This is a genomic window from Ruegeria sp. CDSC079, assembly GCF_059610505.1.
The window spans coordinates 310,863-334,350 of sequence record NZ_JBXWNT010000002.1 but is presented as its reverse complement, the minus strand read 5'-3'; the positions used below and the strand labels follow the sequence as shown (position 1 = coordinate 334,350).

General features: G+C 56.2%; 25 protein-coding genes and 1 tRNA gene. 6 read left to right on the top strand and 20 right to left on the bottom strand.

The annotated features are described in order from the left end of the window. The first annotated feature begins 5 nt into the window (after positions 1-5). Positions 6-371: a 50S ribosomal protein L20 gene (rplT, locus tag AC2FIC_RS04955; protein ID WP_142637903.1), complete on the top strand. Its 366-nt coding sequence runs from the start codon at positions 6-8 to the stop codon at positions 369-371. A 138-nt stretch (positions 372-509) separates the two neighbouring features. Here rplT and AC2FIC_RS04950 read toward each other — a convergent pair whose 3' ends face one another. The 4 genes from AC2FIC_RS04950 to dgcN all read right to left on the bottom strand — a co-directional run bounded on the left by AC2FIC_RS04950 (position 510) and on the right by dgcN (position 4,668). Next, positions 510-1,256: a methyltransferase domain-containing protein gene (locus AC2FIC_RS04950; protein ID WP_281973127.1), complete on the bottom strand. Its 747-nt coding sequence runs from the start codon at positions 1,254-1,256 to the stop codon at positions 510-512. A gap of 503 nt (positions 1,257-1,759) precedes the next feature. After that, positions 1,760-2,620 (bottom strand): D-amino-acid transaminase, encoded by an 861-nt coding sequence (locus tag AC2FIC_RS04945; RefSeq protein ID WP_496693027.1) that lies wholly within the window; start codon positions 2,618-2,620, stop codon positions 1,760-1,762. A gap of 10 nt (positions 2,621-2,630) precedes the next feature. Continuing rightward, on the bottom strand, positions 2,631-3,596 hold the full coding sequence (gene dgcA, locus AC2FIC_RS04940; protein WP_496693026.1) for an N-acetyl-D-Glu racemase DgcA: 966 nt from the start codon (positions 3,594-3,596) through the stop codon (positions 2,631-2,633). Between the two features lie 70 nt (positions 3,597-3,666). After that, complete coding sequence (gene dgcN / locus AC2FIC_RS04935; protein ID WP_271950080.1) at positions 3,667-4,668, bottom strand: N-acetyltransferase DgcN; 1,002 nt, start codon at positions 4,666-4,668, stop codon at positions 3,667-3,669. Between the two features lie 295 nt (positions 4,669-4,963). Between dgcN and AC2FIC_RS04930 the strand changes: the two genes are divergently transcribed. Then, complete coding sequence (locus AC2FIC_RS04930; RefSeq protein ID WP_496693025.1) at positions 4,964-5,926, top strand: L-malyl-CoA/beta-methylmalyl-CoA lyase; 963 nt, start codon at positions 4,964-4,966, stop codon at positions 5,924-5,926. 33 nt (positions 5,927-5,959) lie between these two features. Here AC2FIC_RS04930 and AC2FIC_RS04925 read toward each other — a convergent pair whose 3' ends face one another. Next, positions 5,960-6,538: a PA14 domain-containing protein gene (locus AC2FIC_RS04925; protein ID WP_271950077.1), complete on the bottom strand. Its 579-nt coding sequence runs from the start codon at positions 6,536-6,538 to the stop codon at positions 5,960-5,962. Positions 6,539-6,655: 117 nt separating this feature from the next. Continuing rightward, a complete protein-coding gene (locus AC2FIC_RS04920; protein ID WP_281973130.1) occupies positions 6,656-7,108 on the bottom strand; it encodes an Lrp/AsnC family transcriptional regulator in 453 nt (150 codons plus the stop codon). Positions 7,109-7,181: 73 nt separating this feature from the next. Between AC2FIC_RS04920 and AC2FIC_RS04915 the strand changes: the two genes are divergently transcribed. Next, positions 7,182-7,778: a LysE family translocator gene (locus tag AC2FIC_RS04915; RefSeq protein ID WP_496693024.1), complete on the top strand. Its 597-nt coding sequence runs from the start codon at positions 7,182-7,184 to the stop codon at positions 7,776-7,778. Between the two features lie 126 nt (positions 7,779-7,904). Then, complete coding sequence (locus tag AC2FIC_RS04910) at positions 7,905-8,867, top strand: acetyl-CoA carboxylase carboxyltransferase subunit alpha (RefSeq protein ID WP_142637885.1); 963 nt, start codon at positions 7,905-7,907, stop codon at positions 8,865-8,867. A 6-nt stretch (positions 8,868-8,873) separates the two neighbouring features. Here AC2FIC_RS04910 and AC2FIC_RS04905 read toward each other — a convergent pair whose 3' ends face one another. From AC2FIC_RS04905 to AC2FIC_RS04895, 3 genes are all read right to left on the bottom strand, one after another. Further along, entirely contained in the window at positions 8,874-10,001 is a 1,128-nt protein-coding gene (locus AC2FIC_RS04905) for a lytic murein transglycosylase (protein ID WP_496693023.1), read from the bottom strand. Positions 10,002-10,112: 111 nt separating this feature from the next. Then, positions 10,113-10,760, bottom strand: a complete 648-nt coding sequence (locus tag AC2FIC_RS04900) for a GntR family transcriptional regulator (protein ID WP_496693022.1) — start codon at positions 10,758-10,760, stop codon at positions 10,113-10,115. 30 nt (positions 10,761-10,790) lie between these two features. Beyond that, positions 10,791-11,486, bottom strand: a complete 696-nt coding sequence (locus AC2FIC_RS04895; RefSeq protein ID WP_496693021.1) for a M48 family metallopeptidase — start codon at positions 11,484-11,486, stop codon at positions 10,791-10,793. Positions 11,487-11,586: 100 nt separating this feature from the next. Between AC2FIC_RS04895 and AC2FIC_RS04890 the strand changes: the two genes are divergently transcribed. Both AC2FIC_RS04890 and AC2FIC_RS04885 read left to right on the top strand, forming a co-directional pair. Then, a complete protein-coding gene (locus AC2FIC_RS04890; RefSeq protein ID WP_496693020.1) occupies positions 11,587-11,913 on the top strand; it encodes a TIGR02300 family protein in 327 nt (108 codons plus the stop codon). Between the two features lie 141 nt (positions 11,914-12,054). Continuing rightward, positions 12,055-12,130, top strand: a tRNA-Ala gene (locus tag AC2FIC_RS04885). A gap of 566 nt (positions 12,131-12,696) precedes the next feature. Here AC2FIC_RS04885 and AC2FIC_RS04880 read toward each other — a convergent pair. The 11 genes from AC2FIC_RS04880 to AC2FIC_RS04830 form a co-directional block, all read right to left on the bottom strand. Next, positions 12,697-14,070 (bottom strand): aspartate aminotransferase family protein, encoded by a 1,374-nt coding sequence (locus tag AC2FIC_RS04880; RefSeq protein WP_496693019.1) that lies wholly within the window; start codon positions 14,068-14,070, stop codon positions 12,697-12,699. Between the two features lie 11 nt (positions 14,071-14,081). Beyond that, on the bottom strand, positions 14,082-15,557 hold the full coding sequence (locus AC2FIC_RS04875; RefSeq protein WP_496693018.1) for an NAD-dependent succinate-semialdehyde dehydrogenase: 1,476 nt from the start codon (positions 15,555-15,557) through the stop codon (positions 14,082-14,084). Between the two features lie 112 nt (positions 15,558-15,669). Continuing rightward, positions 15,670-16,152, bottom strand: a complete 483-nt coding sequence (locus tag AC2FIC_RS04870; protein ID WP_142637871.1) for an Lrp/AsnC family transcriptional regulator — start codon at positions 16,150-16,152, stop codon at positions 15,670-15,672. Between the two features lie 23 nt (positions 16,153-16,175). Further along, a complete protein-coding gene (doeB, locus tag AC2FIC_RS04865) occupies positions 16,176-17,168 on the bottom strand; it encodes a N(2)-acetyl-L-2,4-diaminobutanoate deacetylase DoeB (protein ID WP_496693017.1) in 993 nt (330 codons plus the stop codon). Between the two features lie 3 nt (positions 17,169-17,171). Beyond that, a complete protein-coding gene (gene doeA / locus AC2FIC_RS04860) occupies positions 17,172-18,359 on the bottom strand; it encodes an ectoine hydrolase DoeA (RefSeq protein WP_496689993.1) in 1,188 nt (395 codons plus the stop codon). 15 nt (positions 18,360-18,374) lie between these two features. Continuing rightward, positions 18,375-19,367, bottom strand: a complete 993-nt coding sequence (eutC, locus tag AC2FIC_RS04855) for an ectoine utilization protein EutC (protein WP_496693016.1) — start codon at positions 19,365-19,367, stop codon at positions 18,375-18,377. Between the two features lies 1 nt (position 19,368). After that, positions 19,369-20,358 carry a hydroxyectoine utilization dehydratase EutB gene (gene eutB / locus AC2FIC_RS04850; protein ID WP_496693015.1) on the bottom strand — a complete coding sequence of 330 codons (990 nt, stop codon included), beginning with the start codon at positions 20,356-20,358 and terminating at the stop codon, positions 19,369-19,371. 20 nt (positions 20,359-20,378) lie between these two features. Continuing rightward, entirely contained in the window at positions 20,379-21,143 is a 765-nt protein-coding gene (eutA, locus tag AC2FIC_RS04845) for an ectoine utilization protein EutA (protein ID WP_496693014.1), read from the bottom strand. Between the two features lie 8 nt (positions 21,144-21,151). Continuing rightward, positions 21,152-21,589, bottom strand: coding sequence for a universal stress protein (locus AC2FIC_RS04840; RefSeq protein ID WP_496693013.1), 438 nt, complete (start codon positions 21,587-21,589; stop codon positions 21,152-21,154). A gap of 12 nt (positions 21,590-21,601) precedes the next feature. Beyond that, on the bottom strand, positions 21,602-22,888 hold the full coding sequence (locus AC2FIC_RS04835; RefSeq protein ID WP_496693012.1) for a TRAP transporter large permease: 1,287 nt from the start codon (positions 22,886-22,888) through the stop codon (positions 21,602-21,604). 2 nt (positions 22,889-22,890) lie between these two features. Further along, positions 22,891-23,463: a TRAP transporter small permease gene (locus tag AC2FIC_RS04830; RefSeq protein ID WP_496693011.1), complete on the bottom strand. Its 573-nt coding sequence runs from the start codon at positions 23,461-23,463 to the stop codon at positions 22,891-22,893. Positions 23,464-23,488 lie beyond the last annotated feature (25 nt).

The window sequence follows — 23,488 nt, the reverse complement described above, 5'->3', positions numbered from 1 at the left end:
AAGACATGTCCCGCGTTAAAGGTGGAACCGTAACTCACGCCCGTCACAAGAAGGTTATCAAGGCCGCCAAAGGTTACTATGGCCGCCGCAAAAGCACCTTCAAGGTTGCCCGTCAGGCCGTAGACAAGGCCAACCAATATGCAACCCGTGACCGTAAGAACCGCAAGCGTAACTTCCGCGCGCTGTGGATCCAGCGGATCAACGCTGCTGTACGTTCGCATGACGAAGCCCTGACATATTCCCGCTTCATCAACGGCCTGAACCTGGCCGGTATTGAAGTGGACCGTAAAGTTCTGGCCGATCTGGCCGTGCACGAACCGGAAGCGTTCGGCGCGATCGTCGCCCAGGCTCAGGCTGCTCTGACCGCCTGATCCTCTGTAAAGAGACAGTGAATAAAGGGCCGTTCCGTTTGGGGCGGCCTTTTTTGTTACTGGTAACTGGTAGGGTCCGCTTTGAACCAAGAAGGCCGGATGCTGTGCAATGTCTGTCTGCTCGATTACTGAGAACGGTCAAACGATCTTGGGTTTATTCGCGATTTGGCTCACATAGGACATAAAACCAAAAAACATCTTGGCAGATACTCTGCGTTTCGCTTCTGATTTCAAAGCCTCTGCAGTTTCGGAAAATAACAGACCCTCTTCCACCATGCGGTCTGCTCCGCGTTCAATTACGGTGAGAAAATAGGTCGCTTCCCCTTCTGCCACATATCCATGACCTTTCCGAGCCCCAAGTTGAAATCCGGCATCGACCAGGATGCCTGAAATCTGACGCATTATCCAAAGATTAGTGACATTTTGATTGATCATGAATTTGATGAGTTGATCGAGCGGATCAAAGTCCGCGATCTGCGCAGTTGCGGTACTGTAGTCGCCATCACAAATTGCCAGCACACCTCCGGGCTTCAAAAGGCGGAAGGCCTCTTGAACAACGTCTTCAGGTCCAGGGACGTGGCACAACAACGTGTGCATTAACACAAGGTCAAAGGTCTCGCTTTCAAAACCTGTGTTTTTGGCATCCCCGATATCAAAGCTAAGTCGATCATCATCCCCAAAGCTCTTCTGGGCCCGTGCGACCATGACGGGCGAGGGTTCAATTCCATGAGCCGTTGCGGCTCCTGCAAGCTCCAACAAATCTCGGGTAACGTGTCCTGTTCCTGAACCAAGCTCCAGCGCCCGTGCACCTTTGGGGAGCCTCAGGTTTTCCATGTAGGCTTTGCGAATTGCAATCTGCGCAGGCTCTAAACAGCGCACTTCCATTGCTGTTGCGATCCGCTCTTGAAGGGCGGTGTCTTGCGCGCCGAGGTCAGAGTATGGATCGGCCATAAGTTAACTCATTTGAAATGGACCACAGGAGGACATGATAGACCAACATTTTCATCGGCGCCAATAGCGGCCATTGAGGCCCATTAGTCGTGTGACGGGGCATCTCCGGCCCTCTGTCCCCTAGCTACACCAGCAACACGTAGGGGCTTCGCCATCATCATGTGTGAAGTTGGCTCCTGAAAACCGCAACTCAGCGCGTAATATGCCGCCTGGTTTCGGCCATACCAATACCCTTTGTCAGGCTGAGTATGCCTATTCTCAAAGCGGCCTGTCAGGATGCAGGATCACCAACTATCGTGTTCAGATCGCGCTCAGAGATTTTGGTGCCGCACCCTCTTTGCGCCGTTCATCCCGACCAAGACCTGCACGCGGCACCAAATGTTGTCAAATTCGTTGCGACCACCCCATGCCACACAAACGCCCAGCATGGGATTTCTTTAGAGTGCTGCCTTGCGGCTTTCGTCCAGATAAATCTCGCGCAGACGTTTGGCTATGGGTCCCGGCGTGCCGTCGCCCAGCGCTGTGCCGTCAATTTCAACCACAGGCATGACAAAAGCACTGGCAGAGGTGGTGAACGCCTCATCAGCCTCTTTGGCCTCGTCGATAGTGAACAGGCGTTCTTCGACAACCATCTGCGCTTCAGCTGCCATTCGCAGAACGGCCTTGCGGGTGATGCCGTGCAGGATGTCGCTCGACAACGGCCGGGTGACAATCTTGTTGCCTTTGACAAAATACGCGTTGTTGCTGGTGCCCTCGGTCACATAACCGCCTTCGACCATCCAGGCATCATCACAGCCCGCGGCCTTGGCCATCATCTTGCCCAGCGAGGGATAGAGCAGCTGTGTCGTCTTGATGTCGCGCCGGCCCCAACGGATATCCTCGATCGAGATGACCTTGGCACCTTTCCGGGCAGCAGGGCTGTCTGCCAGACCCGGCTTGTTTTGGGTGAACAAAACCAGTGTGGGTTTGGTATCAGCCGCAGGAAATGCAAAATCCCGGTCGCCGTCGCTGCCGCGCGTGACCTGAAGATAGACCAGCCCCTCTTCAATGCCGTTCAACTCAACCAGCTTGCGGTGGATCTCCAGCAGCTCGTCCTTCGAGCAGGGTTCAGCCATCTGCAATTCGTCCAGCGAGCGCTTGAGGCGGACCGCGTGGCCTTCGAAGTCGATCAGCTTGCCGTCCAGAACGCTGGTCACCTCATACACGGCATCGGCCATCAGGAAGCCACGATCAAAGATCGACACTGTGGCTTCGGTTTCGGGCAGGTAGTCGCCATTCACATAAACGGTGCGGGTCATGTCAATCTCCTTAGCCCCAGAGCGCCGCCAATGGCGGGTACACTCCGGCATCATCAAAAGTCAGCGGGTTGTCGCGGTCTTCGGCCAACAGAAGTGGTCCGTCAAGGTCCGTTACCATCGCACCCTGCGCCAGCAATGTCGCAGGGGCCATCGCCAAAGAGCTGCCGACCATACAGCCGACCATGATGTCATAGCCTTCAGCAATCGCCGCTTTGCGCAGCTCCAGCGCTTCGGTCAGACCTCCGGTCTTGTCGAGCTTGATGTTGATCACATCATATTTGCCCTTCAGTTTGGGCAGGCTGGCACGATCATGGCAGGATTCGTCGGCGCATACGGGAACCGGGCGCTCCATCCCGATCAGCGCTTCATCGTCACCGGCGGGCAGAGGTTGCTCGACCAAGGCCACACCCAGGCGCACAAGATGTGGCGCAAGATCGGTGTAAACGGCGGCGGACCAACCTTCATTTGCGTCCACGATGATCGTCGCATCCGGTGCGCCTGCGCGAACGGCTTCAAGTCGGGGCATGTCATCCGGCGTGCCCAGTTTGATCTTTAAAAGCGGGCGATGTGCATTCGCAGCCGCCTGCGCCTGCATCACCTCGGCGGTGTCCAACGACAATGTATAGGCCGTGATTTCGGGGCCAGGCTGAGGCAGTCCAACCAGATCCCAGACACGTTTACCGGCTCGCTTGGCCTCAAGATCCCACAGCGCACAATCTACGGCATTCCGTGCAGCGCCCGCAGGCAATAAGTCCATCAGTTGCACTCGGTCGAAACTGTCGGGCAATCCGGCAATTTCAGCCTCGACCGAATCCAGTGTTTCACCATAACGCGCATAGGGCACACATTCGCCCCAGCCCTGATACTGGCCGTCAGAAATGCGTACAGTCAGAACCTTGGCCTCGGTCCGTGACCCACGTGAAATCGTAAAGACCTGAGCCAGCCTGAACACATCGCGAGAGACGTCAATTTGCATAACATACCTTTTCCTGGCAGAGCCGCCCGGATTTTCCAATTTAGATCCGGGCCGGCGGGACCAGACCGCTTTATACTGCTGCCAGCGCGTCGACCAGCTTGCCTGCACCAAAACGGAACGGGTCCGTCGCGGGCAGCCCCATGTCAGCTTCGACCTGTGCCAGATAGGCGGATGCGTCTGCTTCGCTCATATGCTGCGTGTTGACCGAAACACCGATGACCTGACACTCAGGATTGGCAACCTTGGCCAGCGCCAGCGCCGTGTCCCGCAGAGCCTGCAAAGATGGCAAACTATAGGTCGGCAGACCGCGCATATGCTCGCGGGTGGGTTCATGGGACAGGATCAACGCGTCCGGTTGACCGCCATGGATCAACGCCATTGTCACACCGGAATATGACACATGAAACAGTGACCCTTGCCCTTCGATCAAATCCCAGTGGTCGTCATCATTGTCGGGTGTCAGCCATTCGACCGATCCCGCCATGAAATCTGCGATCACCGCGTCCAGCGGTACACCGTCACCGGTGATCAGAATGCCAGTCTGGCCAGTAGCTCGAAAGGTCGACTTCATGCCACGCTTGCGCATCTCGGCGTCCATGGCCATCGCGGTGTACATCTTGCCAACCGAACAATCGGTGCCCACGGCAAGACAGCGCTTACCTTTACGTTTGATTCCGTTGGCGATTGGATAGTCGACCGACGGAACCCGCACATCATGCAGCTTGCGGCCTGTTGCTTCGGCGACTGCGACTAGATCGGGTTCATCACACAAAAGGTTGTGCAGGCCCGAGGCCAGGTCGAAACCTTCCTCCAACGCCATGACCAGCACCTTTTTCCATTCCTGACTGATCACACCACCACGATTGGCCACGCCGATGACCAAAGTCTTGGCCCCGGCCTCTTTGGCCTTAGCCAAGGACATGTCGGTCAGGCCCAGATCGGCTTTACAGCCCTCCATCCGGTATTGACCCACGGCGTTTTCCGGACGCCAGTCCTTGATTCCAACGGCAACCTTGGCCGCCAGCTGGTCGGGCGCATCGCCCAAAAACAACAGATACGGTGTCTCGATCATTGCGGTGCACTCCTTTGATTCTGGCGCAGGCTATGGGACGGGCAAGGCGAGTGTTTCTCGATTTCGCCCAGCATCGCTGGGTCCCGCAGGAAAATTTCGCGCAAATATCGTAGCTTGCGCAAAATTCTTTCAAGTTTTTAAAGCGATTAAACTTTAATCACCAGAGACATGGCGCATTGCGGCGAATGCTGCGACTGCATTGCCGCAGATGCACAAACGTGCTTGCGGAGACCTGCGCAATTTAATACCTCATAAGACAACAAAATCGCAATTTCCTTTCCTGCACGAGGTCCAGATGAGCTTTCGCATTCAACCCGCCGCCCCCGCGCGCCCTAACCGTTGTCAGTTGTTCGGCCCCGGGTCGAACACCAAGCTCTTCCCCAAGATGGCGGCCTCTGCGGCGGATGTGATCAATCTTGATCTTGAGGATTCGGTTGCACCATCTGACAAGGACACAGCGCGTGCCAATGTCATCGAGGCGCTGAACACCCTCGATTGGAGCACTAAATACATGTCCGTACGAATCAACGGGCTGGATACGCCTTACTGGTACCGCGATGTCGTGGATGTGATGGAGCAGGCCGGAGATCGACTGGACCAGATCATGATCCCCAAGGTCGGTTGTGCGGCGGATGTCTATGCGGTGGACGCGTTGGTCACCGCCATCGAACGCGCAAAAGGCCGTACTAAACCGATCAGCTTTGAGGTCATCATCGAATCCGCAGCTGGCCTCGCCCATGTCGAAGAAATCGCTGCCTCGTCCCCCCGGATGCAAGCCATGAGCCTTGGGGCAGCCGACTTTGCGGCCTCGATGGGCATGCAGACAACTGGCATCGGCGGCACGCAGGAAAATTATTACATGCTGCGCGAAGGTGAAAAACACTGGTCCGACCCGTGGCACTGGGCGCAGGCCGCCATCGTTGCCGCCTGCCGCACCCATGGCGTGCTGCCGGTGGATGGACCGTTCGGCGATTTCAGCGATGACGAAGGCTATATCGCGCAGGCCAAACGTTCTGCCACTTTGGGCATGGTCGGCAAATGGGCAATCCACCCCAAACAGATCGCGCTGGCCAACCAGGTCTTCACCCCCTCGGACGAGGCGGTGTCAGAGGCCCGCGAAATCTTGGCCGCCATGGAGCAAGCCAAGGCCATTGGCGAAGGTGCGACGGTCTACAAAGGGCGTCTGGTCGATATCGCCTCGATCAAACAGGCCGAGGTGATCGTGGCCCAGGCCGAATTGATCGCGGCCAACAGCTAAACGTAAAAAGGCGCCCCACCGGGCGCCTTTCTCTTACCGTCCGAAGACATCATTGGGTGTCCAGGTGAACCTTTCGCCCTTTTTCCCAGATTTCATCATCAGACAGGATGTCCCGAGCTTCTGGAAATAGATGATCTTGAGCGCGTACCACCCGGCTTTGGGCACATCGACTTCGGTCCGCTGATTGGCCTCGCAGCCCTGAATGCCCGAGACTTGTCCAATGTTCTGGCCTCCGACGAATGCCTCTATCCCGTCATTTGACCACGTTTCCAACTCGTAGATTCCAGCAGAGTCGAACCGCATGTACCCCGTAATTTCGGCGGCGACATTGTAAGCGCCGTCAAACGTCATGACGTCCTGACCCTTACTGGTGTCCCTGTAATCCAAGCCCCGCAACGGTTGTCCGGGCTGCGCTTTAGACAGCATGCTTTTTGCATGGCTCAGATCTCGGATCTTCTTGTGTTGATTGCCAGTGCCAAAGTAGTTCACATTCAATCCCGCCTTGGGGCTGGGCTGTGGGTTGGCAGGTTGCAGCTTTAACGGAGCTGCCAAAGATGCTCCCGCAATCATCACCAAAGTTGCGACCAGTGCTCCGGTCCGAACAAGTTTCATCGTCTTCTCCCTGAATACGACCGGTTGGGGTTGTCCCCATTTTTGGTCAAATCTTTGGCAAGACAGTAAAACGTGAATCCAACTCCGGCAAGCCGGTACAGAATCATCTTTCCAATGTCAGGCCCGCATATCCTTGGGCGAGCCCATGACGACATAGGACGTGATCGACGTGACATGGGGCAAAGTCCCCAGAACTTCGGTGTGAAAAGTTTTGTAAGACGACAGATCGGCACATTCCACGCGCAACAGGTATTCGATCGTGCCGGTGATGTTATGGCACTCCACCACCTCAGGCGCGCGCTGCAATGCACGCTCGAACCCTTCCTGAGCGGCCTTTGTATGTTCGCCCAGCCCCACGCCAATATAGGCGACAAAGCCGATGCCCAGCGCAGGTGGGTTCAATACAGCACGATAGCCCGAGATCACGCCCGCGCGCTCTAATTCCTGAACACGGCGCAAACAGGCCGAGGCTGACAGCCCGACCCGATCGGCCAATTCAAGGTTGCTTATCCGCCCATCACGTGTCAGCTCACGCAATATATGGCGATTTATATCATCCAACTTGATCATTAATTGCAGAATTACCGCAATAACCAGCGCAAACGCAATTTCATTTGGGCGGATTCCATCAATTATCTGCGCTATGAACCCTGAATTGCTATTTGCCCTCGTCACCTTTGCCTTCGTCTCGTCGATCACGCCGGGACCCAATAACCTGATGCTGATGGCCTCGGGCGCGAATTTCGGGTTTCGACGCACAATCCCACATATGTTCGGAATCGGGTTGGGCTTTACAGTCATGGTCCTTCTGGTCGGAACAGGGCTGGTACAGGTGTTTGATGCCTATCCGATCAGCTATACCGTGTTGAAAGCGGCTTCAGTCGCATACCTGCTGTATCTGGCATGGAAAATCGCGCATTCGGTCCCAGCCGAAGCGGGCGCGCCTGCGGGAACACCGATGACGTTTTTACAGGCCGCAGCATTCCAATGGGTCAATCCAAAAGCCTGGGCCATGGCCCTGACAGCAACAACCGTATACACCCCCGACCGCACCTTGAACGCCATCGTCATTGTCGCGATTGTTTTCGGCGCAATCAATTTGCCCTCGGTCAGCACGTGGACGGTGCTTGGGCAGCAAATGGCGCGAGTACTCACGAATCCGCGCCGGTTGATGCTGTTCAACTGGGTGATGGCGGGGCTGCTAGTCGCGTCGCTCTACCCTGTTCTGTGGTCGGGGTAAGAGCGTATACAGGCCTGCAACTGCTTGACGAATGCCGGCATCCTTGCCAACCCTTCAGATCTTGCTGAGTTGCATCCGACGCGACGTCAGGCCATATAGCAGAGAACTTCCGCGTTAAGAGGCGTCATGACCCAGTATTTGGAATTCGAAAAACCCTTGGCCGAGATCGAAGGAAAGGCCGAGGAACTGCGTGCACTGGCGCGCGCCAATGAAGAGATGGATGTGGCCGCAGAGGCCGCCGCTTTGGACGCCAAGGCTGAAAAGCTGTTGGACGAACTCTATGCCGATCTGACGCCATGGAGAAAATGTCAGGTCGCTCGTCACCCTGGACGTCCCCATTGCAAAGACTACGTGGAAGATCTGTTCACCGAATTCACACCTCTGGCAGGCGATCGGAATTTTGCTGACGACCTGGCCGTGATCGGCGGTCTGGCGCGGTTCAACGATCAACCTGTTATGGTGATCGGCCACGAAAAGGGCAGCGACACCAAATCGCGCATCGAACGCAATTTCGGAATGGCTCGCCCCGAAGGGTATCGCAAGGCTGTCCGACTGATGGAGATGGCAGGACGCTTTGGACTGCCGGTTATCACCTTGATCGACACGGCTGGCGCCTATCCCGGCAAAGGCGCCGAAGAGCGCGGCCAGTCCGAGGCGATTGCCCGCTCGACCGAAATGTGCCTGAAGATCGGCGTCCCGTTGGTCTCGGTCATCATCGGCGAAGGTGGATCAGGCGGTGCGGTGGCTTTTGCAACGGCAAACCGTGTCGCGATGCTGGAACATTCGGTCTATTCGGTCATTTCACCCGAAGGCTGCGCCTCGATCCTTTGGAAAGATTCAGAGAAAATGCGCGAAGCAGCCGAAGCGTTGCGGCTGACCGCGCAAGACCTGCACAAGCTGGGCGTTTGCGACCGGATCATTTCGGAACCCAAAGGCGGCGCACATCGTGATCGCGCCGCGACCGTGGACTCCGTGCGGGATGCAATTACGGCGATGCTCAAGGATCTGGACGGCAAGGATTCTGCCGCCCTGATCAGAGATCGTCGTCAAAAATTCCTCGACATCGGCTCAAAAGGGCTGGCTGCGTAACCCTCCTCAGCCCCCCAACTGCCTCAGCAGCGCAACTGAGGGCTCTCCGGTCGCGGGCAGCCCATTGGCCCGCTGGTACGCAGAAATCGCGGATGTCGTGTTTTTACCGACTACACCATCTGCGCCTTCGGTGTCGTACCCGGCGGATGTCAGGCGGCGCTGTAGCTCTTTGCGATCTTCAAGCGTCAGACCAGTCGCATCCGGTCCGAAAGAGGCCTGGAACGGCGCGCCTCCGGCAATCCGGTCTGATAGATGCCCTACCCCGATCGCGTAGCTGTCCGAGTTATTATACCGTTTGATCACCTGAAAATTGCGGAACACGGCAATGCGGGGCCCTGGTACCTGAGGTTGCAGCACGGCAACCGGCGTGCCCGAGACCGTCCCGGCCTCACCGCCCCAGGGCTGTCCACGCACCCAACCGGAACGCGCCAGATAAGCCGCCGTTGATGCCAGCGAATCCGTTGGATCGTCGGACCAGATATCGCGCCGTCCATCGCCGGTGAAATCCACAGCATAGGCCAGATAAGAGGTCGGGATGAACTGCGTGTGCCCCATGGCACCGGCCCAGCTACCTGTCATGTTGGCAGATGTCGTGTCACCGTTCTGCAGGATCTTCATCGCCGCTATCAGCTGGCTTTCAAAGAACTGCCCGCGCCGACCGTCATAGGCCAACGTCGACAGGGCCGATACAACAGGCACATCACCGCGCCGCGCACCATAGCGGCTTTCCAGCCCCCAAATCGCCACGACAACTTCTTTGTCGACGCCGTACTGCGCCTCGATCTGAGACAGCGTTCCCGCATGACGCACCAGCATTTGCTTGCCGGTCGCGATCCGTTCATCCGAGGTTGCAATCGCCAGGTAGTCTTCAAGCGACCTCTTGAACTCGACCTGATTTCGGTCCCGCTCGATCACTCCGGGCAGATATCCGGCGCCCTGGAAGGCGCGGTTAATTGTGCTTTGCGAAATCCCTTGTGCGGCCGCGCGGCTTTTGAAGCCCGCGACCCAGGCGTCCCAGCCCGCGTTCCGAACCGGTTGCATGCGCGCGGCCGGCGCCGAAGAAGGCACGCCATCCGTACAGGCAACCAACAAGCCGGAGCCCAGCCCAAGGGAAAATAACCGTCGATCAATCATGGTTGAAAACTGCTCTTATTGTGATTTCTCACAGCCTAGCGCAGAGAAATCGCCGGGGCCAGAACAGCGATACCGAACCGGGCGATTTCGGCAGCTTCGGCAACAAGCCGCTTAGCTGACCAGCATCCGCAGGCCCTGTGTAACATCCGAGCGAACCGCAAGGCGCAAACCCGGCTCATCCCCGGCCTTTAGCGCCGCAATTATCAGCTTGTGGTGATGCGGTGGTTCCGTTCGCTGCAGCCGCCCATAAAGCGCGCGCATCGTCGGCCCAAGCTGCAACCATACGGTTTCGGCAATCGCCAGCATCGCAGGGGCCTGCGCCCGCAGATACAGAGTTCGGTGAAACTCCAGATTGGTGCGAATATATCCAACGGCATCACGTTTGGTGACCATCTCGGCCACCGTCATGTTGATGCTCTGCAATCGGTCAATCAGGGCAATATGCGCACGCGGCAATGCCCGGCTGGCCAGCTCGACCTCAAGCAAGGCCCGCAGCGCAGCAAGCTCCTCGATCCGGTCATTGGTCAGCTCGGGCGTCGAGACGCGGCCCGAGGAAGACAGAAACAACGCCCCTTCAGCCGCAAGCCGACGCACCGCCTCTCGGGCCGGTGTCATTGAGACACCAAACTCTTTGCCAATTCCCCGTAAGGTCAGTGCCTGACCGGGGGCGATATCACCATGCATGATGCGGGATCGCAGGGCCCGGTACACCCGGTCATGCGTTGCGGTCTGCGTTTCCGAGGGGCGTGCGTTCAACATGTCTCTATGTGATCACAAACACCGCACAGGTCAACTCGCAGGCGTGTCAAATCTGTACTGGTGCAGCTGCGCCCCGTTGTCGCGCAGCCAGCGCCGCTGTTCTTTGTAATCTCCGAATAACCGCTCGACCTGGGCCCAAAAGGCTGGGGAATGGTTCATCTCGGCCAGATGCGCCACCTCATGTGCAGCAACATAATGCAGGACGTCTGGTGGAGCGAGAATCAGCCGCCAGGAAAACATCAACCCACCCTCAGAACTGCATGATCCCCAGCGCGATCGGGTATCCCGAATAGAGATGCTGGCATAAGCCCTACCCAACATCGCTGCGTAGTCATCACATGCGCCGGTCAGCCGGTCGCGTGCCAGTTCTTTCAAAAAGCGCGCCAAACGTCGCGCTTCAGCGCCTTCAGGTACTGAAATCTGATCCGCCTGCAACAGAACGCGTCGGCCCGTTGCCCGGACAATGCGCCGTTGGGTGCCCTCAACAGGAATATGCTGCCCAAATTGAACCACCGAGGGGTCTGGCCGATCACTCAGGTGCTGCCGAATCCAGCTTTCTTTTTGGCGGGCAAAGTTCAACGCATCGGATTCAGCAACGCCATTTGGATAGGTCAGTGTAACACGCCCGTCCAACTGGGATATACGCAGACTGATCCGCCGTGCCCGCGCCGATTTGCGCAATGTCAGCGGCACCGGAGGCGATCCTGGCAGTGCGTGATCTCCCATAGGTCTGTTTCTCCTGCTCAAAGGCTTTGACAGTGCCCGCTGCTTGTGGCACCTGACCTGAATCGTCGATACGACTCACCTGATATCAAGGGGATTGGACATGCCCAAGGAAGAATGGGGTGTAAAGCGCGTTTGCCCGACCACCGGTAAACGGTTTTATGACCTGAACAAAGACCCGATCGTTAGCCCTTATACCGGCGAGATCGTGGAACTCGAAACCGGTAAAAGCCGGATGATCGCAGCAGATGCAGAAGATGCTGCATCGGCCAAGGCGCGTGAAAACGCGCCTGAGGAAGAACTGGTTCTGGATGACGACGACGAAGTCGAAGTCGATCTGGATGATGATCTGCTGGATGACGATGATGACAGCAGTGATGAAGTTCCGCTGGACGACATCACTGACATTCCAGCAGAGGACGATAGCTGATCACGGTCAGAGGCGGCCTCGCGCCGCCTCGCGCCATTTGCAATCTGGTTTCAAAATTTTAACGGCGACGCCTGTTTTTGGACTTGCGCTTAGCGCCACTGTCTCATAAACGTCCGCCCACTGCTTCTGCAGTACCTGTATGGGGCCTTAGCTCAGTTGGGAGAGCGCTTGCATGGCATGCAAGAGGTCAGGGGTTCGACTCCCCTAGGCTCCACCAAAACCTCATTCAGATAATTTGCGTCACTTAAGAATCTGAATGGAAAAGATAATTCACCGGTTCGAAGATCCGATTTGGAAGAGTAACTTCCCTTCTGAACAAATAGCATTCTAAGCAGCGCTCTCTTGCCCCTATAGTCGCTTTTTTTCCATACTTTCCAAGATTTTGACAGAATTTTGGCGACCGGTTCGAACATCTCTTCAAAATTCCTTTGCGGAACTTCGAAATCTTCCAACTTCCGCTTGAGCTCTTCCTGCTTCATCGTCTGTCTGGCTACAGGAATGGCAACCCACACGTTGCGGACTTTTCCGCCGCTCCACCCATGATTGATAATACCTGGTCTGTAGCACATTGCGACAATAGTGACGTGTGCTTGTTTCAAGTTTCAATCCTGGCCGCTTTGACCGGATTGGGCCGTATAGTAAAGAATCTTGGAATTGCGGCCTGATCCAGGCAATATTGCCAAATCAAAGCGGTCTCAATCGAGTGCTGCGCCCACCCCAGAGTTTGATGCGGTAATGTTTACCGCTGTCAACTCAGCCAAGGATGGGCGAGACAGACATCCCCTAGCCCAATACTGCTGTAACCGCGCGCAGAGTTGCCGCGACGACGGTATCAGCTTCTTCACGACTCAGGCAAAACGGTGGCGCGAAGCCCAAGATGTCGCCTTGCGGCATAGCGCGTGCGATGACCTTATCCTGTGCCAAAAGAGCGGCTGAGACTTGCGGGCCAATCTTGTCCGCGGAGTCAAAGAAGGTGCGGCTATCTTTATCCTTCACGAACTCGACCGCGCACAACATTCCTTCGCCGCGCACATCGCCGACATTGGCGTGTGCTGACAGTGCATCCTTCATCGACTGTTTCAGATAAGCGCCGACGTTGCCTGCGTTTTCGATCAGGTTCAGATCATCAATCAATTTGAGGTTTGCCACACCGGCCGCGGCCCCGATCGGGTGTGCCGAATAGGTCCAGCCGTGGCCGATGGCGCCGTTTTCATCTGTGCCCTGTTCCAGCACCTTCCACACTTTTTCCGAAACAATCGAACCTGACAGCGGCGCGTAGGCCGAGGTGAGGCCTTTGGCGATGGTGATGATATCGGATTCCAAGCCGTAATGCTCAGAGCCGAACATGCTGCCCAGGCGGCCAAACCCGGTCACAACCTCATCGGCAACCAACAGGATGTCATGCTTGCGCAATACGGTCTGGATGGCGGCCCAGTAGCCTTCCGGCGGGGGCACGATACCGCCGGTTCCCAACACCGGCTCGCCAATAAACGCGGCGATTGTATCAGCGCCTTCACGTTCAATCAGCGCCTCCAGTTCAGTCACGCAATGCGCGACGAATTCGGCTTCGCTTTGGTCCAGATTATCGCGGCGGAAATAATAGGGCGCTTCGGTATGAACCACCTGCGTGAGCGGCAGATCGAACTTTTTGTGGAATAGTTCCAGCCCAGTCAGCGACCCGGTGACAAGGCCCGAGCCATGATACCCTCGCCAGCGCGAGATGATCTTTTTCTTTTCGGGGCGGCCCAGGATATTGTTGTAATACCATATTAATTTGACGTTGGTCTCATTTGCATCTGAACCGCCCAGGCCGAAATAGACCTTGGACATGTTCGAAGGCGCGCGATCAAGGATCATCTTGGACAGGGTGATGGAGGCTTCTGTGCCGTGGCCCACGTAGGAATGATAATAGGCCAACTCGCGGGCTTGATCCGCAATCGCTTCGGCAATTTCCTGACGGCCATAGCCCACATTCACGCAATAAAGTCCTGCAAAGGCGTCCAGCAATTTGGTACCATCACGGTCTTCGATATGGACCCCGCTTGCGGTTTTGATCACTCGGGTCGCTGTTTCGCCCCGCGCGTGCTGGGCCAGATGAGTGGAGGGATGGAAAAAGTTCTCGCGGTCCCATTGGTCAAGTTGATCGTTCTTCAGCATCTTTTCACTCCTCATGCCCAGTCGCGGCAGACATATTTGATTTCGGTAAACTCTTCCATTCCCCGTCTTGCCCCTTCACGGCCCAGACCGGATTGTTTGGTGCCGCCAAAGGGGATCGGCGCGCCGGTGACCTTGGTGCGATTCACCGCCACCATGCCAAATTGCAATGCACGAGATACGCGGTAAATACGGCGTGGGTCATGGCTGTGCAGATACGCAACCAAACCGTATTCGGTGTCATTGGCCCGGGCGATCACCTCTTCTTCGGTATCAAAGGGCGCAATGGCCGCCACAGGGCCAAATGTTTCCTCTGACATAACCACGGCATCGGCAGTCACGTCGGTCAGAACCGTGGGCTGATAAAACAGCGGGCCGAGAGGATCCCTTGCACCTCCGCACGCCAGTTTGGCCCCCTTGGCCAGCGCATCGGCGACATGTTCTTCCTGCTTTTGAACCGCCTTTTCATTCATCAGAGGGCCGATGTCGGGGTCGTCCATACCGATACCAAGGGACAACCTGCGGGTCGCTTCGGTGAACTGCGAGCAGAATGCGTCGTAAATTGAGCGCTCCACAAATATCCGATTGGCGCCAAGACAGTCCTGCCCGGATGTGGCGAATTTGGCCTTGATCGTTTCAGAAACCGCAATTTCAAGATCGGCCCCTTTGAACACAATCACCGGTGCATGCCCGCCTAGTTCCATTACAAGTTTTTTCACTGTGTCGGCGGACTGACGGTAAAGTAACCGTCCGATTTCGGTGGAGCCTGTGAACGAGAGTGCCCGAACACGGGTGTCTTTCGTCCAAGGTTCGACCACGGTCGAGGCCTGGCCGGTGACCACGTTGAACACGCCCGCCGGAATACCCGCCTTTTCCGCCAGTTCAGCCAACGCGAGGGCCGAAAACGGGGTTTCACCTGAGGGGTGAGCCACAACCGTACACCCCACGGCCATGGCTGCTGCTGCTTTGCGGGTCAGCATGGCAGCAGGGAAATTCCACGGTGTGATCATTGCCACCACCCCGACCGGCTCTAGCCAAACCTCGACCTCGGCATCGGGCAGATGGCTGGTGACGCCTTCAATATTGGGTCGCTTGGCCTCTTCGGCGTAGAATTCTACAAAAGACGCAGCATAATCAATTTCACCGCGCGCCTCGGACAGGGGCTTGCCCTGTTCCAGTACCATGATCCGTGCCAGATCTTCTTTGTGGTGCAGCATTAGGTCGAACCAACGGCGCAGAATGGCGGATCGGTCTTGTGGCAAGAGGCCCGACCAGGTCGGAAAGGCGGCCTGTGCCGCATCCACGGCGGCAGAGGATTCCTCTGCCGAAAGGCTGGCGGCCTCACCGATAACATCGCCAGTTGCCGGATCGGTGACGCGGATGGTGTAACCCGACGAAGCTGCACACCATTTACCATTCACATAGGAAAAACTACGCGCCAAAGATTTGTCAGCAATATCATCGCGCGCAGAAAGTGCAGTGTCTTTCATGGATACCTCTCCCTCGATGCCCGACAATGTCGGGCATTACAGGCAAAGGATGAGACCAAATTTCAGGGCCAAAGCAGAGTATTCTACTGTCAACCATCTCTCAGGCAGAGGGTTACTCCTGCCATCCAGCAATGAGGGAAATCGGCGGAACGCCCTGCCCCTTCACTGGTTTGGTGACAATATAGGTAAAATATTTTTCCAGACCTATGTCAGCATTGAGCATTTCATCAATCAGGCGTTGATAGGCATCGATATCGCGCGTCACGATTTGCAGGATGTAATCAAATCCTCCGCCAAGCGCCCAGCAGGCCAACACTTCTTCATAGCGTTGCATTGCGGCCTCAAAAGCCTGAAAGCTGGCAGCGGTATGATCGGACAGTTCGGCCGCAACAAAAACAGTTACATGTGGCCCAAGTTTGCGCAGGTTGATCTCGGCTCTATATCGCTTGATCAACCCGGCTTTTTCCAACTTTTTCAGCCGCTCCCAGCAGGGGGTGGGCGACAGGCCAACGCGGTCGGCCAAAGCCGTTTTTGTGATGCGCCCGTCGGTTGAAAGCACCCGTAGAATATCCAGATCGCGGGCGTCGAGCCGCATGGTCTCACCTCCGGGGAATAAAGTTATCCAACTTTCAACCCGATCACCGCCGCGCAATCGCCCGCTTTGATGAGACCGGGAAAGTGGCGACTGATCAAAAGGCCCGTAACTTTGGCTCGGTATTCAATCGGGGCAATCCCGGTGCGGTCAACCGGCCAAATGCGGGCCACAACATCGCCTTGGCTGACCTGTTCGCCAAGATCAACCATCGGCTCGTAGAGGCCATCGTTTTCCGAGAACACGAAGCAGTTACCATCGGGCATATCCAGGCGCACGGTTGGATCAATCTGCATCTCGCCCTTCAGAATTCCTGCGTGGATCAGCACATTGCGCAGGCCCTTTTTTGCAACGGCAATCGACTTGGCTGTGGCAGAGCCACCACCGCCCAATTCTGTTGAAACCAGAACCTTACCCATATCTTCGACCGCGGTGTCGTACATTCCGACATTGTCGATCTCCAGTAGCTGCACCGAATAGGGGGCGTTAAAGGCGGCCATCGCGGCGAAACAGGCCGCTTCATTGGCTTTATCTTCAAGGATATGGGCCGCCGCGAAGGGCACGAAATCCAGCGTTTTTCCGCCCGAGTGAAAATCCACCGCAATATCGGCCATTGGCAAAAGTACGCGCTGGAAATAGTCGGCAATCTTTTCGGTTGGGGTGCCATCTGGCCGGCCCGGAAAGGCACGGTTCATATTGCCTTTGTCGATGGGCGAGGTGCGTAACCCGGCGCGAAAAGCGGGATAATTGAAGGCAGGCACGATGATCACGCGTCCGGTGATGTCCTCGGGCTTTAGCGTAACCGTCAGTTCTTGCAACGCCACGGGCCCTTCATATTCATCGCCATGGTTGGCGCCGGTCAGCAAAGCCGTAGGCCCATCTCCGTTTTTGATAACCGTTAGCGGGATCATAATTGACCCCCATGCACTGTCATCCCGGCTGTAAGGCAGCCGTAGGAAACCGTGGTGGATACCATCGCTATCCAGCGGGATCGTCGGGGAAATTGGGTTGGGTGTCATTACTCAGTCCTTCACAACCATTTTGCGGGGCACGTTGGCCAGGCACTCATGGCCGGTTCTGGTGATGCGGATGCTTTCAGTAATCTCAAAACCCCAATCCTCCATCCAGAGGCCGGTCATGAAATGCAGGGTCATGTTCTCCTGCAGAACCGTCTTGTCGCCGGGACGAAGCGAGAAGGTCCGTTCACCCCAGTCGGGCGGGTAGCTGACACCGATCGGGTAACCGGTGCGGTTATCTTTGGTGATCCCGTATTTCTTTAGCACGCTGAAGAAGGCAATGGCGACATCTTCACAGAGGTTGCCCTCTTTTGCAGCCTCCAGCCCGGCCTCCATGCCCTCAAGCACAGCCTTTTCAGCGTCGAGGAATGTTTGCGTGGGCTTTCCAAGGAAGACCGTGCGCGACAGCGGGCAGTGGTAGCGTTTGACGACACCTGCGATCTCGAAAAACGTGCCTTCGCCGGATTTCATTGGCTGATCGTCCCATGTCAAATGCGGGGCTGAGGCATCCGCGCCTGAGGGCAAAAGTGGCACCAGCGCGGGATAGTCTCCGCCCGCACCGATCTGTGCGTCATAGCGTAAGGCCGCATCATAGATTTCGGCCACCAGATCGCATTTGCGGATGCCCGGCTCGACCTTTTCAAAGATACGTTCATGCATTCGGCCCACTATGCGGCCCGCTTGGCGCATATATTCCAGCTCGGTTTCAGATTTTACCGCACGCTGCCAGTTGACCAACGCAGTCGCATCGGAAAATTTGGCATTTGGCATGTGGTGCTGTAGCGCGGCAAAGGCCGCAGCTGTGAACCAGTAGTTGTCCATCTCAACGCCGATATGGCCCTTATCCAGCTTACGATCGGCCAGCTGTGCCGACAGGTAGTCCATCGGGTGACGTTCGGTGGATTGTACATAATGGTCCGGGTAACCGATGATATTGGCGGGATCCATAAAGCAGGTGCGAAGCGCGCCATTGGCATCTTGTCCACGGCCGTACCAGACCGGCTCGCCAGTGAGACTCAGCACTACGCATTGATGCACGTAAAAAGACCAACCGTCATAGCCGGTCAACCAGTTCATGTTCGAAGGGTCCGTCACGATCAGAAGGTCAAGCCCACGTTCGGCCATGGCGGCGCGGGTTTTTGCAATGCGCTGGCTGAACTCATCGCGTGAGAAGTGGAGTTTTGGTTCTGGCATAGAATTAATCCGTTGTTAGCTTGAAAACGTGTTGCCTTTGCCTGAGTTTTCCGCGCGCTGGCGAGCAAGCGTGGCAATGGCGGTGTCCTGGACACCCGTACCTGTCAGGTCAGCAATAATGATGTCACTGTCGGATTGTCGCCCCGGCGCCTTGTCGGAGGTGATATCACCCAGTTCAGCAAACCTGCCATCAGCCGGGAAAATGCCTACCGCAATGGCGCTGCGCAGCTCGCCTTTGAGGGCGCATTGGGCTTGGCTGTCGGGCACATAGAGCGTTGCCTTGGCAAGACAACCCGGGTCAAGCTCGACCTTGTGTTCCTGATCCGAACCCATCGCAATGACAAGCTGCCCCGGTTGCAGCCAGTCCGCTTTGATCAGCGGGGTCGCCGAAGGGGTTGTCGTGACGATGATATCTGCCGAGGACACGGCACCCGCCCTATCAGTGCTGGCCGTGACGTCGACCCCAAGTTCTTCGCGAAGGCTGGAAGCCAAGGTTTCGGCCTTGGCCGCATCCCGCGCCCAGATCACAGCGCTTTCGATGCCGCGCACAAGGGTCAGCGCCTTGAGTTGTAGCTTCGCCTGCACACCAGCACCGATGATACACGCGCGTGTCGCGTCCTCGCGCGCAAGGTGGCGCGCAGATACCGCTCCCGCAGCGGCGGTGCGCACATCCGTGAGATAACCATTATCCAGAAGCAAAGCTTCCAGAACGCCAGTGGTGCTTGAGAATAGCACCATCAAGCCTGATGTGCTGGGCAGGCCCAGCTTGGGATTATCGAAAAAGCCGGGACTCATCTTCATGGCAAAGCTGTCTATGCCGGGGACATAAGCAGACTTTACACATACCTCGCCATTATGATCTGGAACCATCAGTGTCATGATTGGCGGCATGACCACTTTGCCCCCGGCCAGTGTCGAAAAACCCTGTTCGATGCAGTCCACTGCATCGATATCGAGCGGCACCAGATCGCGCAATTCGGCTTCTGTCAGAATTTTAATCTGCGCCATTCTAGCCCTCCGCCGTCACATCTACATCTTCGCCGGAAATGATCCGGTGATGCAGCTGCATGTCGATGTTTTGCCCCGATATCAGCGCGACGCACCGACCTGGGTCTTTGATTTTTCCCGCCAGAAGCGCGGCAATGCCGACACTGCCGGACCCTTCAATGATCTGACGTTCCTGCCAATAGGCGTGACGGATGGCAGCAGCAATCTCGGTCTCGGTCACAAGAATCAGATCATCAACAAAGGCACGAGTCATGGCAAAAGTGTGCTGGTTGTCCAATCCAACCCCACCGCCCAGCGAGTCGGCCAGTGTCGACAGTTCTTCGACCAGAACCGGTTTCCCCGCCTTCTGGCTTCCATACATAGCCGCCCCGCGCTCCATCGAAATTCCGATAACGCGGACCTGCGGATTAACCGCCTTCATCACCATCCCGACGCCGGAAATCAGCCCGCCGCCCGACAGCGGCACCAGAACCGTTTCAAGATCCGGGGATTGTTCCAGCATTTCCAGTGCAACGGTGCTTTGCCCGGCAATGATATCGCGATGATCAAACGGGGGAAGCATGACCATCCCATCGGCGACCAGCCTGTCAACTTCTACCTGTGCGTCATCCTGAGAACGCCCGACAATGCGCACCTCTGCGCCCTGCGCCTTGATCCCATCCACTTTGTTTTGTGGAACCAGCTCGGACATGCAGATGATGCACCGCACTCCGGCCTGCTTTGCCGCATAGGCCAAACCGCGCCCGTGATTGCCCGTCGATACTCCCACCACACCTTTGGCGCGCTGCGCATCGCTAAGTGACAACACAGCATTGGATGCCCCGCGCAGCTTGAAACTGCCGGTAATCTGGCCTTGCTCCAGCTTGAGGCGAATATCACCGCCCGTGGCCTTGCTCAGCGCGTCTGAGGACACCGTCGGTGTGACCCGGATCGACTGTGCGATCCGCGCGCGCGCAGCAAAACTATCCTGAAGTGTGATTTCAGAGCTCATCTCTTGTCCTGACTTTTTTCCTATTTACTGAACAACATACCGCCCGCGGGATAATTAGAAGTAATCCCAAGATGCCTCATGCAGCGCCAAACCATCGCCTGATTGGAGGTAACAACCGGTTTGCCAAGCCGGGCCTCCAATTGTGCGACACATGGGGCGGCACGCACCGCCGTACAGGAAATAAAAAGCGCATCAGCATCGGGATCGCACGCAGCAACACCACCTTCGATAATGCTGTCCATTGAGACGCGCGCCATGTCGCGATCATCGGACAATCCAAAGCAAACAGCGTTCACCACGTCGAGGCCGTGTTGCGAGAAATAGGTGACCAGAGAATCCGTCACATCCTGCGTATAGGGCGTAAGAACACTTACTTTTTTTACCCCCAAAGCCTCAAATGCATCAAAGGCTGCCGAGCTGGGTGTGACGCATGGCGTGCCTGGCTTTGCGCTGTTCATGTGCTCGGCCACTTTGTCGTTCCCCAACACTACCGAAGCTGCAGTGCATCCATAGACCAATACATCTAGCGCCTCGCCAGGCAGGATCTCTGCTGCGGCATCGGTCAGCAGCGGCCCTGTCTTCAAAAGGCTTTCATGTGTGGTTGGGTTTTCAAACCCGATCCGGTTTACATATACGCCCACATCATGCCCATGCAGAATGCGTGCGAAATCAGTTTCCGTCGTATGATCCGTGGCCAGCGTGACCAGCCCGATACGATGTGTGACAGGGCGAGCATCCAGCGCGAGAGCCACAGACGAAGTCGAAGATTGTATATCCAAAGCCATTGCCATCCTCACACCACCAGAACCGGGCATTGCGCAAGGCTGGTCACTTTGTGAGAGACGCTGCCCAGCAAATAGCCCTCAATCGATCCCAATCCCCGGCTGCCCATCACGATCAGGTCATTCTCATGTTCTTTGGAAAAGCTGACGATAGTCCGCGCCGTTGGCCCGCCTTTGACAAAGGCCCGGATGTTCTCGCACCCCGCCTCGCGCGCAATGGACGCGCCGCGTTCAGCAGTTATCTTTGCGTGATCGCGCATGATCCCGTCAATATCATCGGGCTTTTCTGCATCGATGACATACATCGATCCTTCCAGTATCGAATGATGACGGTAGAGCGTCAGTACCAACATTTCCGCATCACACAACCTAGCCAATTCAGCGGCTTTGCGAAGGGCGGCCTCTGATCCTTCAGACCCGTCAAAAGCAGCGAGTATTGATTTGAACATTTGTCGCTCCTTTTATTTGTTAAATGCGATGTCGCGCAAAAACAGTGCCACCTGCGGGAAGAAGATCATCAAGACCGAGACACTCAAAAGCATGATCACGAAAGGCGGCGTTCCTCTGATTACTTCCAGATAGGGACGTTTGAACACCGCTACCGCCGTGAAGATATCGCATCCGAACGGCGGAGTGGCCGAGCCGATGGCGGCTTGCAATGTGATCAAAGTGCCTACCAGAATTGGGTCCAGCCCGGTTTTCTCGACCACGGGCGCAAAGATCGGAACAAAGATCAAGATGACCACGATGGGATCCACGAACATACAGCCGATGAAGAACGCAATCGCGATTGTGAACAGGACGCCGATCTGCCCCATTTCATCAATGCCAAGAGCGCCCAAAATCTGTTGCGGTATCTGCGCGAATGACAGAACCCAGGCAAAGGCAGCACCTGCACCCACCAAAATAAAAACTACCGCCGTTACCATGCCCGTTGACAGGGCGACCTGGTATAGGCCTGTGATTTTCATTGTTTTGAAAATGAAGACTTCCAGCAACACCGCATAGGCCACGCTGATTGCTGCGGCTTCGGTCGGGCTGAAAACGCCGAAGAAGATGCCGCCGATGATCAGAACCGGGAAACCCAGCGGCCACAAGGCCCGTTTAACCGCTACCGCGCGTTCGCACCATGTGGCGGCCGGTTCAGTGGGGACGTCATTTAATTTGGCGTAGATCATACTGTAGACCGAGAACATGAACAGGATTAACAATCCGGGCCCGATGCCCGCGATGAACAGTTCAGGGATGGAGGCCTTGGCAACTACACCGTAGATGATCATCCCAATACTGGGCGGGATCAGGAACGCGATGTCACTTGAGTTGACGATCAGGGCCAAAATGAAAGAATCCTTGTAGCCACCTTTCAGCATTCGGGGCCTGAGTGGCGTTCCCACCGCAACGACCGTGGCTTGGGTGGACCCGGACACGGCACCGAACAATGCGCAAGCCGCAGCTGTACTGACGGCCAACCCCCCTCGAACATGGCGAACAAAGGCCATGACCATATCAATCAGCCGCCCTGCGGACTGGCCACGTGTCATGATATCCGCTGCCAGAATGAACATAGGCACGGCGATCAATGAAGAGGGCCGGATACCACCCAACATTTGCTGAATCATAAACTCAGTTTTGTCGATTGTGCCAAACAACTCGATCACGCCGATGAACGCGCCGGCAATGAGGGGTACCATCATCGGGAAACCCATAAGCAGCAGGACAACCATTGCGGAAAACATTAAGAGTGCCATGGTTAAAGCTCCACTTCCAGTTCCCGCGCATCTGCTTCTCGCAGATCAGTTGACAGGTAGATTTCAGGTTCCTGAAGATTTTTGATGAAAGTGAGCGCGTATTGAACCCCGGTCACAAACAGCCCAATCGGCACCCAGATGTAGCTGAGATAAACAGGGAATCCGAGGGCAGGATAGACCCGCCCCTTTGCGTACATGCTGATGATGTATTGCACAGCGTACCACGCCAAGAGCAGCAACAGCACAGCGGTGACTCCCGTGACTACAACCATCAAGATTTTTCTGACCCGTTCGGGTAACGCGTCTGAGATGGCGGACATGCGGATATGCCGACCATGGCGCGCGGCGTAGCCGATACCAGCAAATGTCACCAACAATATGAATATACTGTTCAACTCTTCGGCGAATATAATGGAGTGGTTGAAAACAAACCGGCTGATGACATTTGCGATGGTGTTGACTGCCATCAGAATGACGCCTGTGGCCATGATCACCCGCTCAAGCGCAGCGATCCCCCTGTCAATGCCATCAACAATTCCGGCAAGGCCCGACTTTTTCTTCGTCGTTTCGCTCATATTCCCCCCGAACATTCGCAATATA